16 protein-coding genes are annotated in these 15,109 nt (G+C 28.5%); 2 read left to right on the top strand and 14 right to left on the bottom strand.

Annotation, left to right across the window (positions count from 1 at the left end; all coding sequences use genetic code 11):
* Window positions 1–15 precede the first annotated feature (15 nt).
* Window positions 16–378 carry a DUF4829 domain-containing protein gene (locus HF850_RS02195; protein ID WP_347564383.1) on the bottom strand — a complete coding sequence of 121 codons (363 nt, stop codon included), beginning with the start codon at window positions 376–378 and terminating at the stop codon, window positions 16–18.
* Window positions 379–566: 188 nt separating this feature from the next.
* On the opposite strand from HF850_RS02195, the gene HF850_RS02190 reads away from it, so the two are divergent.
* Window positions 567–1,613, top strand: coding sequence for an IS1595-like element ISCpe8 family transposase (locus tag HF850_RS02190; protein WP_169103848.1), 1,047 nt, complete (start codon window positions 567–569; stop codon window positions 1,611–1,613).
* 155 nt (window positions 1,614–1,768) lie between these two features.
* Complete coding sequence (gene lnu(P) / locus HF850_RS02185; RefSeq protein WP_022071788.1) at window positions 1,769–2,269, top strand: lincosamide nucleotidyltransferase Lnu(P); 501 nt, start codon at window positions 1,769–1,771, stop codon at window positions 2,267–2,269.
* A 296-nt stretch (window positions 2,270–2,565) separates the two neighbouring features.
* On the opposite strand, the gene HF850_RS02180 is transcribed toward lnu(P), so the two are convergent.
* The 13 genes from HF850_RS02180 to HF850_RS02120 all read right to left on the bottom strand — a co-directional run bounded on the left by HF850_RS02180 (window position 2,566) and on the right by HF850_RS02120 (window position 15,041).
* A complete protein-coding gene (locus HF850_RS02180) occupies window positions 2,566–3,117 on the bottom strand; it encodes a GNAT family N-acetyltransferase (RefSeq protein WP_169103847.1) in 552 nt (183 codons plus the stop codon).
* 279 nt (window positions 3,118–3,396) lie between these two features.
* Window positions 3,397–3,951 (bottom strand): DUF3867 domain-containing protein, encoded by a 555-nt coding sequence (locus tag HF850_RS02175; protein ID WP_169103846.1) that lies wholly within the window; start codon window positions 3,949–3,951, stop codon window positions 3,397–3,399.
* Between the two features lie 274 nt (window positions 3,952–4,225).
* A complete protein-coding gene (locus HF850_RS02170; protein ID WP_169103845.1) occupies window positions 4,226–5,290 on the bottom strand; it encodes a spermidine/putrescine ABC transporter substrate-binding protein in 1,065 nt (354 codons plus the stop codon).
* 289 nt (window positions 5,291–5,579) lie between these two features.
* The gene (gene hemL / locus HF850_RS02165) at window positions 5,580–6,866 is read right to left on the bottom strand and encodes a glutamate-1-semialdehyde 2,1-aminomutase (RefSeq protein WP_169103844.1); all 1,287 of its coding nucleotides are present in this window, start codon (window positions 6,864–6,866) and stop codon (window positions 5,580–5,582) included.
* 43 nt (window positions 6,867–6,909) lie between these two features.
* Window positions 6,910–7,875: a porphobilinogen synthase gene (hemB, locus tag HF850_RS02160; RefSeq protein WP_169103843.1), complete on the bottom strand. Its 966-nt coding sequence runs from the start codon at window positions 7,873–7,875 to the stop codon at window positions 6,910–6,912.
* Window positions 7,876–8,110: 235 nt separating this feature from the next.
* Window positions 8,111–8,428 carry a DUF3784 domain-containing protein gene (locus tag HF850_RS02155; protein ID WP_169103842.1) on the bottom strand — a complete coding sequence of 106 codons (318 nt, stop codon included), beginning with the start codon at window positions 8,426–8,428 and terminating at the stop codon, window positions 8,111–8,113.
* Between the two features lie 143 nt (window positions 8,429–8,571).
* Window positions 8,572–10,038 carry a uroporphyrinogen-III C-methyltransferase gene (gene cobA / locus HF850_RS02150; RefSeq protein ID WP_169103841.1) on the bottom strand — a complete coding sequence of 489 codons (1,467 nt, stop codon included), beginning with the start codon at window positions 10,036–10,038 and terminating at the stop codon, window positions 8,572–8,574.
* 58 nt (window positions 10,039–10,096) lie between these two features.
* Window positions 10,097–10,990: a hydroxymethylbilane synthase gene (gene hemC / locus HF850_RS02145; protein WP_169103840.1), complete on the bottom strand. Its 894-nt coding sequence runs from the start codon at window positions 10,988–10,990 to the stop codon at window positions 10,097–10,099.
* Between the two features lie 58 nt (window positions 10,991–11,048).
* Window positions 11,049–11,735, bottom strand: coding sequence for an NAD(P)-dependent oxidoreductase (locus HF850_RS02140; RefSeq protein ID WP_169103839.1), 687 nt, complete (start codon window positions 11,733–11,735; stop codon window positions 11,049–11,051).
* Window positions 11,699–12,898, bottom strand: coding sequence for a glutamyl-tRNA reductase (gene hemA / locus HF850_RS02135; protein WP_169103838.1), 1,200 nt, complete (start codon window positions 12,896–12,898; stop codon window positions 11,699–11,701). Before hemA ends, HF850_RS02140 begins: the two co-directional genes overlap by 37 nt.
* 309 nt (window positions 12,899–13,207) lie before the next feature.
* Window positions 13,208–13,462 carry a hypothetical protein gene (locus HF850_RS02130; protein ID WP_169103837.1) on the bottom strand — a complete coding sequence of 85 codons (255 nt, stop codon included), beginning with the start codon at window positions 13,460–13,462 and terminating at the stop codon, window positions 13,208–13,210.
* Between the two features lie 111 nt (window positions 13,463–13,573).
* Window positions 13,574–13,780: a hypothetical protein gene (locus tag HF850_RS02125; RefSeq protein ID WP_169103836.1), complete on the bottom strand. Its 207-nt coding sequence runs from the start codon at window positions 13,778–13,780 to the stop codon at window positions 13,574–13,576.
* 379 nt (window positions 13,781–14,159) lie between these two features.
* Window positions 14,160–15,041, bottom strand: a complete 882-nt coding sequence (locus HF850_RS02120) for a 4Fe-4S binding protein (protein WP_169103835.1) — start codon at window positions 15,039–15,041, stop codon at window positions 14,160–14,162.
* Window positions 15,042–15,109: the final 68 nt, after the last annotated feature.

The following is a 15,109-nucleotide window of genomic DNA, read 5'->3' as shown; positions in this document are numbered from 1 at the left end:
CAAATATCTTTCATGTTAACATTCTTCAATACTAGCAATCTTCCATTTACCATTTTCTTTTAGTACAAGAAAACTTTTTGTATAAGTATCACTGTTGATTGGACTCGTGAACTTATCTTTGGTTTTTAAATAATAAGTAACATCAAAAAGTTTGAAATCTTTTTTAGGATAGTGTTGATATTGGGGCTTTGCTTCTATTCTATGTAAATAAGCATCTTCTATAGATTTATAATCAGTAACTGCTTCTATGCCTATAAGTTCAACATAATCTATATAATCTAATCCACCTTCTTCTAAATTACCATAGTCTTTAGTTCTGCATTTAGAAAGCTCAGTACAATTACGATTAGACATGCTATTTATATATTTTTCTACTATTCTTTCTGGTTTATTGCAAAAATAGTAAGAGAATATTCCTCCAACTAATAATATACTTATGAAAATACATATTGAGATTTTAATTTTTGGCTATGTTAGCTAACTTTGTGATTAATTATATCTAAAATAGGCTATAATATAGGTATAAACTATATTTCAACTAATTTGCAGAAAGGATACCTAATATTATGTCAAAAATAGATATAAAAGCTATGATAAAAGATTTAAAAAAGAATGAACTTACAGAGTTAATTTCAGTAGCACAAGAAGTATTAAGTACTTTATTTAATTCTTCTGAAATTAGAGATAATGTTAAAGAAAGTAGATTTTCTAAAGGATACGAATGCCCCAAATGTCAATGTAAAGATGTAAATAAAAATGGGAAATCTAACGGAAGACAAAGATATATATGTAAACGTTGTCGTACAAGTTTTGATGAGTTTACTATGTCTCCATTTTCTAATACAAAATTAGGCTTAGATAAATGGCTAAAATACTGTGAATTAATGATATTAGGACTTTCTATAAGAAAATGTGCTGAAGAAGTCGGAGTAGGTGTTAAAACGTCTTTTTACATGCGTCATAGGATACTTGATGTAATCAATCTATCATTAAAAAATGATAAAGTTGAAGGTATAGTTGAAGTAGATGAATGCTTTATTAAGGAGTCTTTTAAAGGGAATCATTCTAAAAGTACTACATTTGTAATGCCTAGAAACCCTAGAAAAAGAGGTAAAGGTAAAAATGATAAGAAGAAAAGAGGAATATCAAAAGAGCAGATTTGTATAGAGACAGCAATTGATAGAAAAGGAAATATCCTTATGGGTGCTGTTTGTAATGGCAGAATTACAACAAATCAAATAATTAACTTCTTTGACAATAAAATATGTGAAGATGCTACTTTTTGCGTAGATTCACATAAATCATATATGGTAATAAAGGATAAGTTGAATATAGAGTTAAAGCAAGTTCCTAGGGGAAAATCAATGATAGATAGTGTTTATCATTTACAGCATATAAATGCTCTTCACAGTAGCTTTAAGAGATGGTTAATGACTTTTAATGGTGTATCCACAAAATATATCAATAATTATTTGGCTTGGTTTAAATTTCTACAACTAAGTAAGAAGAATAAAAAGAATGACCGAATTAAAGATATGCTAGTGAATGTAGCTACTAAGGATACATATGTAACTAGAGCCACTATTAGAAATAGATTCATTGAGTTAATATAAAATAAGGAACTTTACTTAGAATTAATGAAACCATTTTATAATTGGAAAATAATTAAATACTTTGTATAATATAATTAAGTTCACAATTGTTATATAATGTGAAGTGAAGATATTATTAATATTATATATAAATAGAAATTTTTAGAGGTGATAAAGTGATTGGAATAAATGATGCTTGTGAAATATTGAGTTGGGCATATAATAATAATATAGAAATATGGTTAGATGGTGGTTGGGGTGTAGATGCTTTACTTGGAAAAGAAACACGTCAGCATAATGACATTGATTTATTTGTAGAAGAAAAAAACTATAATAAATTTATTGAAATAATTAAAAATAAAGGATTTAATGAAATTGTAGTGGAGTATACAAGTGAAGTACATACTATTTGGTCTGATAATAAATTACGAATTATTGATTTACATATGTTTAAAGATAACTGTGATGGAACCATATGTTATGAAGGCGAAGTTTTTCAAAAAAATATATTCGATGGTGTTGGAAAAATAGGAAATATTATGGTTTCTTGTATAAATGCTAAAAATCAAGTCTTATTTCACTTAGGGTATGAATTTGGAGAAAGTGATATTCATGATGTAAAATTATTATGTAAAGAATTTAACATTCCAATACCTAAAGAATATGAAAATTTTTAAATTAGCGATAAATTATAATCTGTAGATTTAATAATATTACTATATCACGAAGAATTTATAATAAGTCATAAAAACAACCACATCTTATAATTCAATGTATTGAAAAGTCTAAGGCGTGGTTGTTTTTATGTCATATCTATCACGAAGATGGCTAACATAGCCTAATTTTTTTATTCATACTATTTCAATAACCTCTTCCCATTTTTACATTATAATTTTATTTTTTAATTTACGTAAATGAATTTATAAAGTTTTTATTTTCATATTTTCTTTAAGAAAGAATACTTCATCTTTAATTAAAAAAGCATTTTTCCCATTATTATCTCATCACGATATATTCCATCATTAAGCTTGTATGCATTTTTAATGGTTCCCCATACTTCAAATCCATATTTTTTATATAAAGCTTGAGCTTTTTTATTATCAGAATATACTCCTAGTTCAATTTGCTCATATCCCATTTCTTTAGCCTCTTCAATCATCTGGCTTATAAGAATATTCCCAATTCCTCTATTCCAAAATTTATGTTTTATTGATATTCCAAATTCAGCTCTATGCTTAACTTTTTTTCGATTTCTTACACAATTTAATCCTGCATTTCCAGCCAGCTCACCATCTATAAATGCTGCTATCATAAGTTCCTTCTCACTTTGTATACTATTTTTAAGAAATTTAGCCTCTTCCTCTACAGTTGCAGTAATTTCTTCAGGATATCTAATCATAAAATATGTTTCTCCAGATGTCATCCTTAAATACTCAATCATTTTTTCTGCATCATTTTCATTAGGACTTCTTAAAATACATTTTATCCCGTCTTTTAATATAACTTCCTTATCTAAAAATCTCATTTTCTCTTCTCTCCAACACATAATAATATTTATTAAAGCTTATATTTTCTTATAATATAATTAACACACAATCTTTTGATATATTTTCCATTTTTTCTATGTATTGAATATATCATAAATTTCATTGTTTTTATAATTAAATTTAGCTTAAATTTTAAAATATGAAAAGCCTGTATACTAGATATTTATAACCTTCTAGTATACAGGCCTATTTTTTACTTATTAAGTTTATTTAAAAATATACTCATGAAAAATAATTATTCTTTTTCATAGTTGTTTCTAATATTCATAGTTCTTTGCATTTTCACATATTACTATTTTGATTGGTTTGTCTTCTATAACCTTTTTATAAGAACATAAAAATTCATTTAATTCATTATCAGTTAAATCAATATTCTTTTCACTTATTAAATTAACCTTTTCACCTTCGAAGTAGATAGTTAAATCATTCTTATCATTTTTTATAAAATACTCAGACATTGCCTTTGCTGTAAGTCTGTTCTTATATTTTTCTTGAAAGCTTACTGCTTTTCTAAGGTCATTATAAGGCTGACTTTTACTCATATCGAAGCCTGACATTTTAAACTGTTCTTCAAGCATTGAAGAATCAAATCCGTATCTTTCTAAGAACTTTTTCTGTATATTAATAAGTTTATCTTGAGAGATATTATTTTCCTGCATATAGCTCATTATATTCTTTGAAAAATCGGCCATATTCATTTTTCCTTCAGCCATTTTATAATACATAGAATATATGTAGTCTTCAAATTTGTCTACATCTTTATCCTTAGCCTTGTTCTTAATATCATTAAAATCTATAACTCTATCTGACATTATATCAACCCTTTCCTTAGTTCTACCATCTAATAATGTGTTCTTATGAAGGTTCTAAAACTTTGTCTAATTAATAATATGTTTCAAGATATATTATATATTCGAATATTGACATTTTACAACTAGATTTTAAAAATCCTTCTCATTTATAATATGACTTACTTTTAACTTTGTTAATATTATTATATATTTTTTCTATAACAAATAAAAAAATAAGAACTATATAATTAATCGTATATAATTCTTATTTTTTTCATTTATTTAACTTTATAGATTATTTATAGTTCTTGAAGTCTGTCCATGCTTGTTCATATAACTTAAGCTTATCTCCTAAGTACTCATAGCTTTCACATTTTTCTAGAACTTCTGGTGTCATATATGCATTAGGATTATTCTTTACACTATCATCTTGTAGCTCTCTTGCTTCACTTTGTGGAGTTGTAAATCCTATTTGATCAGCTGTCTTATACGCTGGATCTGTTTCACATAAGAAGTTTATAAACTTTTCTGCATTTTCTTTATTTTGTGTCCCTTTTGGAATACATAATGAATCTATCCAGAAGTTTGCCCCTTCCTTTGGTACAACATATTTAATATTATCATGTTCTGCTTCAAGGTTTAAGCTTTCACCTGACCATAAAATAGAAAGTGCTGCTTCTCCTCTAGCCATCTTATCTGTATTATCATCTGAACCTATAGCAAGAAGGTTTCCATTTTGCTTAAGTTCAATAAGTTTATCTCTTGCTTCATTAATTTCGTCTGGATTAGTAGTGTTTAGTGAATATCCAAGCATTTTCAATGTTGCTCCTAATGAATCACGTACACCATCTAATAAAAGTACACTCTTTTGATACTTTGGATCCCACAAAGCTGTCCAACTGTCAATTGGCTCATCAACATAATCTGTGTTGTAGCATATTCCTATAGTCCCTGACATATAAGGTACACTGTATTCATTGTTTGGATCAAAAGTTTTTCCTAAATGATCATCTGCTATCATAGACATATTAGGTACATTATCAAAATTTATTTTTTCTAGTCTACCTTCTTGAATCATTCTTTGAACAAGATAATCTATAGATACAATTACATCATATTGCACTGCTCCTGCACTTACCTTGTTATACATTTCTTCTGGTGAATCATATACTTCTTGATTTACATGAATTCCATACTTTTCTTCAAACTCTTCAAGTACACCATCACCTATATTTTCACCATAATTTATGAAATTAAGCACCGGTTTTTCTTGTTTGTTTCCACACCCTGTAAAAAATGTTCCCCCTATAACGCATGATAATATTAATGCAGTTATTTTAATTTTTTTATTTTTTAGCATTATTACACTCCTATTCCTATAATATTTTGATTTATATTTTATAATCCTTCTAGATTATATTTCTAGTTAGGATTTTTCTTATAATATAATGACATTAAATATATATTTAATTTTATTCTTAATATACTGCTGATTTTTATACATAAATAAATGGGTATTTAATTATATTTTTCAAAATTAAAAGTGGATAATCTTACATTATCCACTTTTAACATACCTTATTAATATAATTGTTTGTAAATACATTTTCTGTGATTAAAGCAACACTTTTAGAAGGAGCTTAATCACATTATTTACTTTCATTCATTGCAAACTTTTCAAATGCTTCTAAGAATTTATCTATATGTTCTTCTTCATGCTTTACACTTAAAAATACAGCTTCAAATTGTGATGGTGCTATATTTATTCCATTATTAATCATAGTTTCAAAGTATCTGTTGAACATATCTACATTACATGTCTTAACATCATCATAAACTCTTACTTCTTTGTTTTCAGTAAAGAAGATTGTAAACATTCCACCAACTCTATTTATAACTACTGGAATATTATATTTAGAAGCGATTTCTTTTACTCCACTTTCAAGCTTTGCTCCCATCTTTTCTATGTGGTCATACCATTCTAAGTTGTTCTTAAGCTTTTTAAGAGTTGCAAGACCTGCTGCCATAACTATTGGATTTCCTGACATAGTTCCAGCTTGATATACAGGACCAAGAGGTGAAAGACATTCCATTATTTCTCTTCTTCCACCATATGCACCACATGGAAGTCCGCCTCCCATTATCTTTGCATATGTAAGTAAATCGGGTTCTACGCTAAATAAGCTTTGTGCTCCTTTAAATGCCACTCTGAATCCATTCATAACTTCATCGAATATTAAAAGTGCTCCATATTTATCGCATAACTCTCTTAAAGTTACCATAAAGTCATCTTCAGCTTTTATAACACCCATGTTACCTGCAACTGGTTCAATTATAACTCCTGCAATTTCATTTCCATACTTTTCGAATAACTCGGTTATTTGCTTTTTATCATTGTAAACACCGATTAAAGTATTTTCAATAGCACCTTGTGGTACTCCTGGGGATCCTGGTATTCCATTTGTCATTACTCCAGAACCTGCTTCTACTAAGAATCCATCATAGTGTCCATGATAGCATCCTGCAAATTTAACTATCTTATCTCTCTTAGTATATCCTCTTGCTAATTTTACAGCACTCATAGTTGCTTCTGTACCTGAGTTTACCATTCTAAGCATATCTACATTATCTAGATTTTCACACATGAATTTTCCAAGATCTAATTCAAGTTCAGTTGGTGCTCCAAATGCTAATGCTTTTTTAGCAGTAGTCTTTATAGCATTTACAACATCTTCATCGCAGTGGCCTAATATCATAGGTCCCCATGCTAATACAAAATCTATATATTCATTATCATCTTCATCTTTAACTATTACGCCTTTACCAGATTTAATTATTGGCGGATTCATATTTAAACCTTTATACGCTCTAACAGGGCTGTTTACTCCTCCTGGCATATAGTGTTGTGATTCTTCAAAAATCTGTTTATTACTCATTATACACACCCCTCTGTTGCAGTTAACAGTTAACAAGTAACTGTTAACTATTTAAAGTTTTTGCTGCTTCAAGAGCATGATATGTAATTATAACATCGGCTCCTGCTCTTTTTATTGATGTTAAGATTTCCATAATTATTCTTTCTTCATCAATAAGTCCAGCTTTTGCTGCTGCTTTTACCATTGCAAATTCTCCACTTACATTATAAGCAACTAATGGCATATCAAACTTATCTCTACATTCTCTTATTACATCAAGATATGAAAGTGTTGGTTTAACCATTATCATATCGCAGCCTTCTTGTATATCCATTTCTGTTTCTCTTAATGCTTCAAGTCTGTTTGCTGGATCCATTTGATAAGTCTTTCTATCTCCAAATTGTGGTGCAGAATCTGCTGCTTCTCTAAATGGTCCATAGAATGCTGAACAGTATTTAGCAGAATAACTCATTATACCTACATTGGTAAATCCTTTGTCATCTAAAGCCTTTCTCATAGAGCCAATTCTTCCATCCATCATATCAGAAGGTGCTACCATATCTGCTCCTGCTTTTGCATGAGATATTGCTATTTTATCTAAGTATTTTAATGTTTCATCATTATCTACATCATGATTATGAACTATTCCACAATGTCCATGAGAAGTATATTCACACATACATACATCAGTTATTACAAGCATATCTGGTCTTAATTCTTTAATCTTTCTTACAGCTTTTTGTACTATTCCGTTATCATTATAAGCTTCGCTACCACATTCATCCTTGTGATCTGGTATTCCAAATAAAAGAACTCCTGCAATATTAGCATCAGCAACTTCATCTATAACTTCATGTAATCTATCTATAGAATAATGATAATTTCCTGGAAGTGAAGAAATTTCATTCTTTATGTTTTCACCTTCAACTACAAATATAGGATATATAAGATCTTTAGTATTAACTACAGTTTCTCTTACCATATCTCTTATTGCACTGCTTGCTCTTAATCTTCTTCCTCTTTTTAACATTTCAATTCCTCCAACTCTATTTTAATTTTTCCAGTAACTATGTATAATAAAAAAACTTTTTACAACTGTCACTATAATATATGTTAAATAATTTATAGTGAAGAAGCTATAAGATAATAGTTTACTCTTTACAGATATCTGTTTTCATAAACCCATAACTTATTACCCCTCCACTATTAATAATATTAATTCACTTATTAATGAAATATATTTAATTCACAAAAATAGTAATACCTTATTTTCTTTTAAACCTGTTTCCTGTATTCCAATATATACTTGCAAAAACAGAACAAAATATAATGGCTATTGCTGCAACAATGCTAAGCCATTCAAGATTAAAATAAGTTCCTGAAAATGCTACAGCACATAATATATCTACTATAAATATTACATATGACATAAATCTAAGTAATGCTTTTTCATCATACTCTTTCTTTTGTTCTTCATCCAGCATATTATATCCAGATATGAGAAATGCACATTTTCCATTATAAAATAATATACCTATTATCATAAGTGAGAGTAGAATAACAATTGATATTATACACTCCATAAAACTATCTCCGTTTATTAATACTTAAAGTTTATATCTCAGTATATACTATGCTTGTTACCTTTAATGTTCTTCACTTATAAATACATAATATCATATAATTATTTCAATTTTTAAATAAAATAAGACTTAATATACTCTTTTTATCTTGATAATATTTCTATAATTTCTTTTATAAATCCATCTTCTGAGTGTTCTTTGCACACATCAGCATTTATTCCTAGCTCCTCTAAGGCTTTGTTTGTTCTTGGTCCTATTGCAATAACATGCTTTTGTTTTATAGATTCTAATCCAACCATATCAATCATATTATAAACTGTTGATGGACTTGTAAAGAATACTATATCAACTTCTTCAAAAGCCTTTGGATTTCTTACCTTACCTTTTACTGTATCATATATAGATACCCTATAAACTTCAGCACCAGCTTTTCTTAAACCTTCTGCTACATCTTCTTTTGCAATTGATGAACATGGAATAAGTACTTTATCACCTGAATTTATATGAGGCTTTAATGCTTCTACAAGACCTATGCCTGTAAATTCACGAGCTTTTACAGAACATATTATTCCTCTTTTTTCAAGGCTTTCCCATGTTGCTTTTCCTATAGCATAAATCTGTGCTTTCAGCCTTCTTATATCATATCTTTTTTCTATTAAATAATCAAAGAATATATTAACGCTATTTACCGAAGTAAATACAATATGATCGAATTGTCCAAGTTTATCTAAATATTCATCAAGATTTTCAGCTGTATTCTTTATTTCTATGGCACTTATTGAAGTAACTTCAGCACCTAAATCTCTTAACTTCTGTCTTAATGAAGCTCCTTGTTTCTGACTTCTTGTAATACATATGTTATTCCCAAAAAGAGGTTTCTTTTCATACCAACTTAATTTTTCATTTAATTTTACAACTTCACCTACAACTATAATACATGGTGACTTAAGGCCTGCCTCTTTAACTTTTTCACTTATATTATTTAATGTACCTATAACCTTTTTCTGCTTGCTGCATGTTCCTCTCATTACAACTGCACAAAGTGTTTCTGGGTCTTTTCCATTTGCTATAAGTTGCTCTCTTATATTATCAAGATTGCTTAATCCCATCATAAATACAAGAGTACCTTCTTCCATGGCAAGTGCCTTAAAGTTTACATTAAGATTCTTTGCAGACATTCCTGTTACTATATGAAAGCTTTGCGCTATACCTCTATGAGTTATTGGGATACCAGCATAATTAAGAACTGCAATTGGAGATGTTACTCCTGGTATAACTTCAAAAGGAATATTTTCTTCTTCTAAAGCTAATACCTCTTCTCCTCCACGTCCAAATACATATGGGTCTCCACCTTTTACTCTACCTACTATATGACCTTCCTTTGCAAGCTTTACAAGCATTTCATTTATTTCTTCCTGAGTCTTGTAGTGTGCACCAGGCTCTTTTCCACAATAATAAACAAGACAATCATCATTTAAGTAATTTAAAATATTATTTGAAACTAATCTATCATATAAGACAGCAGTACACTTTTTTAATGCATTTACAGCTTTTACAGTTAGTAATTCTTCATCTCCAGGACCTGTTCCTATAATATAAGCTTTACTCATTTCTACTCATCTCCTAACTTCAGTATGGTTAAAATTAAAAATTAAATATTATTAACCATTATTTTTCCTTATCTTCAGTATCTTTTAAAATTTTTTCTGCTAACTTCTTTCCAAGTTCTACATAGTCTTCTTTTCTGCCACAAATATCCTTCTTTATGATTTTCCCACCTATTTCATATATTCCAATCATGTATAAATCATTGGCACGTATTTCAGAATATGCGCCAATAAGTGAATGGCAGTCTCCATTAAGTGCTCTCATAAAGCTTCTTTCAGCTTCAACTGTAAGCCTTGCTTCAGCATTTTCAAGCTTTTTAAAATATTTTGAAGATTCACTTTCCTTAAGACATTCAACTCCAAGAGCTCCTTGTGCTACTGCTGGAAGGAATTCTTTAGGATCAAAATATTCTGTTATTATGTCTTCTAAATCTAATCTTTTAAGACCTGCTGCTGCAAGTATTATTCCATCTAAATTTTCATCTTCCATCTTTTTAAGTCTTGTTTGAACATTACCCCTTATAGGTACTATTTCAAGGTCAGGTCTTAATAATTTAAGCTGTGCTGCCCTTCTAATACTGCTTGTTCCTATCTTGGCATTTTGTCTTAAATCTTTGAATTTAATATTATCTTTAGAAATAAGTACATCTCTTATATCTTCTCTTTCAGTTACAGCCGTTATTTCAAATTCACTACTTAATTCAAATGGAACGTCCTTCATGCTATGAACAGCTGCATCAGCTTTCTTTTCTAAAAGAGCTTTTTCAATATCCTTAACAAATAATCCTTTTCCACCTATTTTATTTAATGCCACATCCAGCTTTTTATCACCTTCTGTAACTATTAATAATTTTTCGCTATCTATATCAAACTTTTTCTTAAGGCTATCCATAATGATTTCAGTCTGAACCTGAGCTAATTTACTTTTTCTTGTTGCTATAATCATTTTGTTCATAGTCTCACAAACCTCCGTATTTTTGTTCCTATTTTCATAAATATAATAAAAACTATATTTACATTAGTAACTTTTTAATTATGTCGTTTCCATATCTTTCATTTAATGATTCTATATAATCACCACGTTTATATGCTTCTTCAAATTCACTACTGTATATGTATGACAATACATCCCTTTTATATTCAGGATAATTTTTAACATTATTTCTTATTGTACCAGTAAGTTCTATAAAGTCATCATACTCGCTTATATAGTTCTGTATTTTATTGCACATAAGTACTGCACCTTTAGGATTCCCTTGTTTAGTATTAAGTGCAAAATTCATTGTTTTACTAGACCTTTCTGCTGGCACTACACCAATTCCATTTGTAAAATCAGAAGCATCTATATAAATCTTGTAATTATCATCACAATATTTTCTTATAATATCATTTATATTTTCATCATTTGATGCAATAACTATAATATGTTTATCCTTTAAGAATTCAATATTGAATTCTCTATTTATTAAAGTAAGATATTCTTCATTTTCTTCTGCTAACTTTAATAGTTCCTGTGTAAAATCCTTTGAGATTACCTCTACATTACACTTATTATTTACAAAATGACGTGTCTTTATCTGTCCGCCTTTTCCACCACCTATTACTCCTATTCTCACTTTCTTAGACATTAATGAAATATAAGTATAGTCAATTTTATTTAGGCTTATATCTTGAATATCTTTTCTATTATTTCCATGCATTCTTCTTCACGCCCTTTTAAAGTTTCTTCCTTAATAACTTTAATTGCTCTATTTATATAAAAATCAGATGTACTCTTTATAAGCATATTGGCAAGATCTATATCCCTATCATCTTTACACTTATTTTTAAAAGTAGTCATTCTCTTTTCGCAGACTTCATCACCTAATGACTTTATACTTTGAATTTTATCTGATACTTTTCTCAATTTTACCCATTCATCAAATTCATTAAAATATTTATCGAGTATGTATTTGTTCTCTTGCATCTTTTCAATTCTAAGTCTTTTATTTTCATCATTTATAGTACTTATATCATCTATATTATGTACTTCTACCCTGTCTAATTCTGTAACCTGCTTTTCTACATCTCTTGGAATTGCAAGGTCATATATTAATAACCTTCTACCCTTTTCATTAATATGTTCTTTATTAAGTACAGTATGAGGTGCAGATGTACATCCTATTATGCAATCAACATCATCTATATATTCATTCTTTTCACTAAAGCTTATTACTTTTACTCTTTCATCCTCTATCTCTTCTTCTATCTTCATATTTCTAACTACAAGGTATACTTTTTCTGCTTTATGTGAAAGGATATACTTCATAACAAGCTTTCCAACCTCTCCATATCCCATTACCATAAATCTTCTGCATCCTCTATCTATACTCTCATTTGCCACTATAGATGCAGATGATACTGGTATTTCAAAAAGTTTAGATTCATTCTTAAACTTCTTCCCACAGGTTACAGCCTCCTGAAATAATCTATGGAGTTCCTGAGATACAGAATTATATTGAAGAGCATATTCATAGGCACTTCTTACCTGCCCAAGTATCTGGTCTTCTCCTACTATTTTAGAATGGAAACCACAACACACTTCAAATAAATGTTTTGGTGCATTACTTCCTCTTGTTATAAATACATATTCTCTAAATTCATAATCCCAATTAAGCACATCAAAAATCTCTTTTAATATTTCTTCATTCTCCGAAAAATCATTAAAATAAATTTCTGTCCTATTACATGTTGATAAAATCACCACTTCCTTTAGCAATTTTAGCAGTTCTTCTGTATAATGTTCTATTTTATTGGGATGTATACTAAGCTTTTCCCTAACTTCTATAGGAGTATTTTTCTTTATTCCTATTAATCCAATCATTTCTCCACCTCAGATATTCCTCATTTACCTATGAAATCTATAACATATAGCACTTATAATTGTTATCTTTCTTAAGTTATTACTTCCTGTCACACGTTAATTGTATGATATCTTATTTCCTTCAATTAATCAACTAATCAACAATTATTATTAGATTTCCGTAAGTAAAAGTCTAAGCTTTACATTTGATTATTATGATCAATTATTATTTAATCTTTTATATAGAAATAAAGCATATGTAAATTAAAATACATTCACATATGCTTTATATACAAATATTTAAGAAAAATTACTTTCTATAGTTGTAAACTACTTAGATAATAATTTCCCTTCTGAGACAGTAACTGGTTCAAGTTTTTCACCGTTTGCAATTTTTTTAACTACTTCACCTACTGTTTCAGCAAGTCCCTCTATATTTTGATCATATGTACATAAAAGAATACCCTTTTCCATAAATTCATCTCCAACAACTGGTGCAAGAATAATTGCTTTAGGTTTTTCCTTTACATATTTATTTAATGATTCAGTTAATTTTGATGCATTAATCTTTTCTTCTTCATCCAATGATTCTGTATATCCAGTTATTGTTCTATTTAGCTCATATATACAGTCACCTATTTCAGTATCTAAACTTTCTTCATAATATGCAACCTGCTTTAATATATTAAGCTGTAATTATGCTAACTGTTCTGCAATATTTCTACTTTTTGACATCTGCTGTATATCTCTATTGTAAATATTCTCAATATTGCCTTTTAAAATGCCAATTCTATTGTAACCTACAAAACTTAATAATAATATGCAAATTAATGATAGTATATTAATCGCATTAATTGCTGTGGAAATTTTAACCTTTATCCCGCTCTTAAATTTTTCTCTCAATTCTATTCCCTCCTATTACTATCTCTTATAAAAATAAATTTTCTTAATTATCTTCCATAAAAATATTATACCTCCTTTATTTTCTTATATTTACATTATTTTACAATATGCAATAATTTTTTTCAAATATCTTATAAAACCCATTTATTTTTGTCGTTTTTTCTTTTTTACGGTGTAAAGAATTATATTTTTATATTTTCGAAAACAATTACAATATAAATATTAATTATAATTATTGTCATATATTACTTTCTATCTTTTTATCACTTTTATTGTAATTGTTTTCCCAAAAGAATTTAATTCTCGTTTAAATTCCTTTTTGAATTTTTTTATAAATAATTAAAACCTTAATCAAAATTTTGACTAAGGTTTTTTAATATTATTTTGTATTCTTTTTATCAAATATGTCTAATACATCATATATAAATTTTTCTTTACCAATTCTATCTACTAATGAAGACATTCTTTCTCCTTTGTCTGCATTTTTTATGTAATACTCTAATATTACATCTACCACACTAACTACTTCATCCTGATTAAATATTCTTCCTAAAGAATCACCTATTCTTATTTTTCTACCAAATCTTCCTCCAACAAGAATATCCACTCCATTTTGTTTTTCATATGCTGATTTAAATTTGCATACTCTTATGCAGTCTCCACAACTGACACATAACTCTTCATTAAACACTATCTTTTTATCTACCAGCTTTAATGCATTTTCCTTACATACTTTAATACATAATCCACATCCTACGCACTTTTCTATATCAAAGGCAGGAAATGATCTTCCCATAATTCCAATATCATTTATATTGGCTTTACCACAATTATTTGCACAACCAACAGCGCCTATTTTGAATTTACAAGGTATATCTTTTATATCTGAATACTTTTCTTCAAGCTCACTACATATTTTTTTAGTATCAATATTTCCATGAGAGCACATAGTACCTTTACATGTAGCAGATATTTTTATCTTTTCTCTCCCGCCTCCATGCTTAAGTCCAGCTCTTTCAGCTTCTTCAATAACTTTTTCTACATCTTCAGCCTTTATCCATGGAACTTCTATCTGAAGTCTTACATTTTCATTTACATATCCTCGCCCGTATTTTTCTGCAATATCTGCTATATTCCTTAACTCATTTACTGTAAAACTACCTGCTTTACTTAAAAATTTTACTGAGAAATGCTCTTTGTCATTTTGAAGCACAAAGCCTAAAGTCCTTAATTCTTTTTGCCTTTTTGGATTTACTGCCATTATGCTGCCTCCTGTACTACTTAATAATCTCTAAACAAAAAAATATAAGTCAGCATAAGTAACTAACC

Origin of the sequence: Clostridium sp. SM-530-WT-3G (genome assembly GCF_012843905.1) — a bacterium.
Lineage (GTDB): Bacteria > Bacillota > Clostridia > Clostridiales > Clostridiaceae > Clostridium.
The sequence above is the reverse complement of the archived record's forward strand: the minus strand, read 5'-3'. Positions and strand labels throughout refer to the sequence as shown.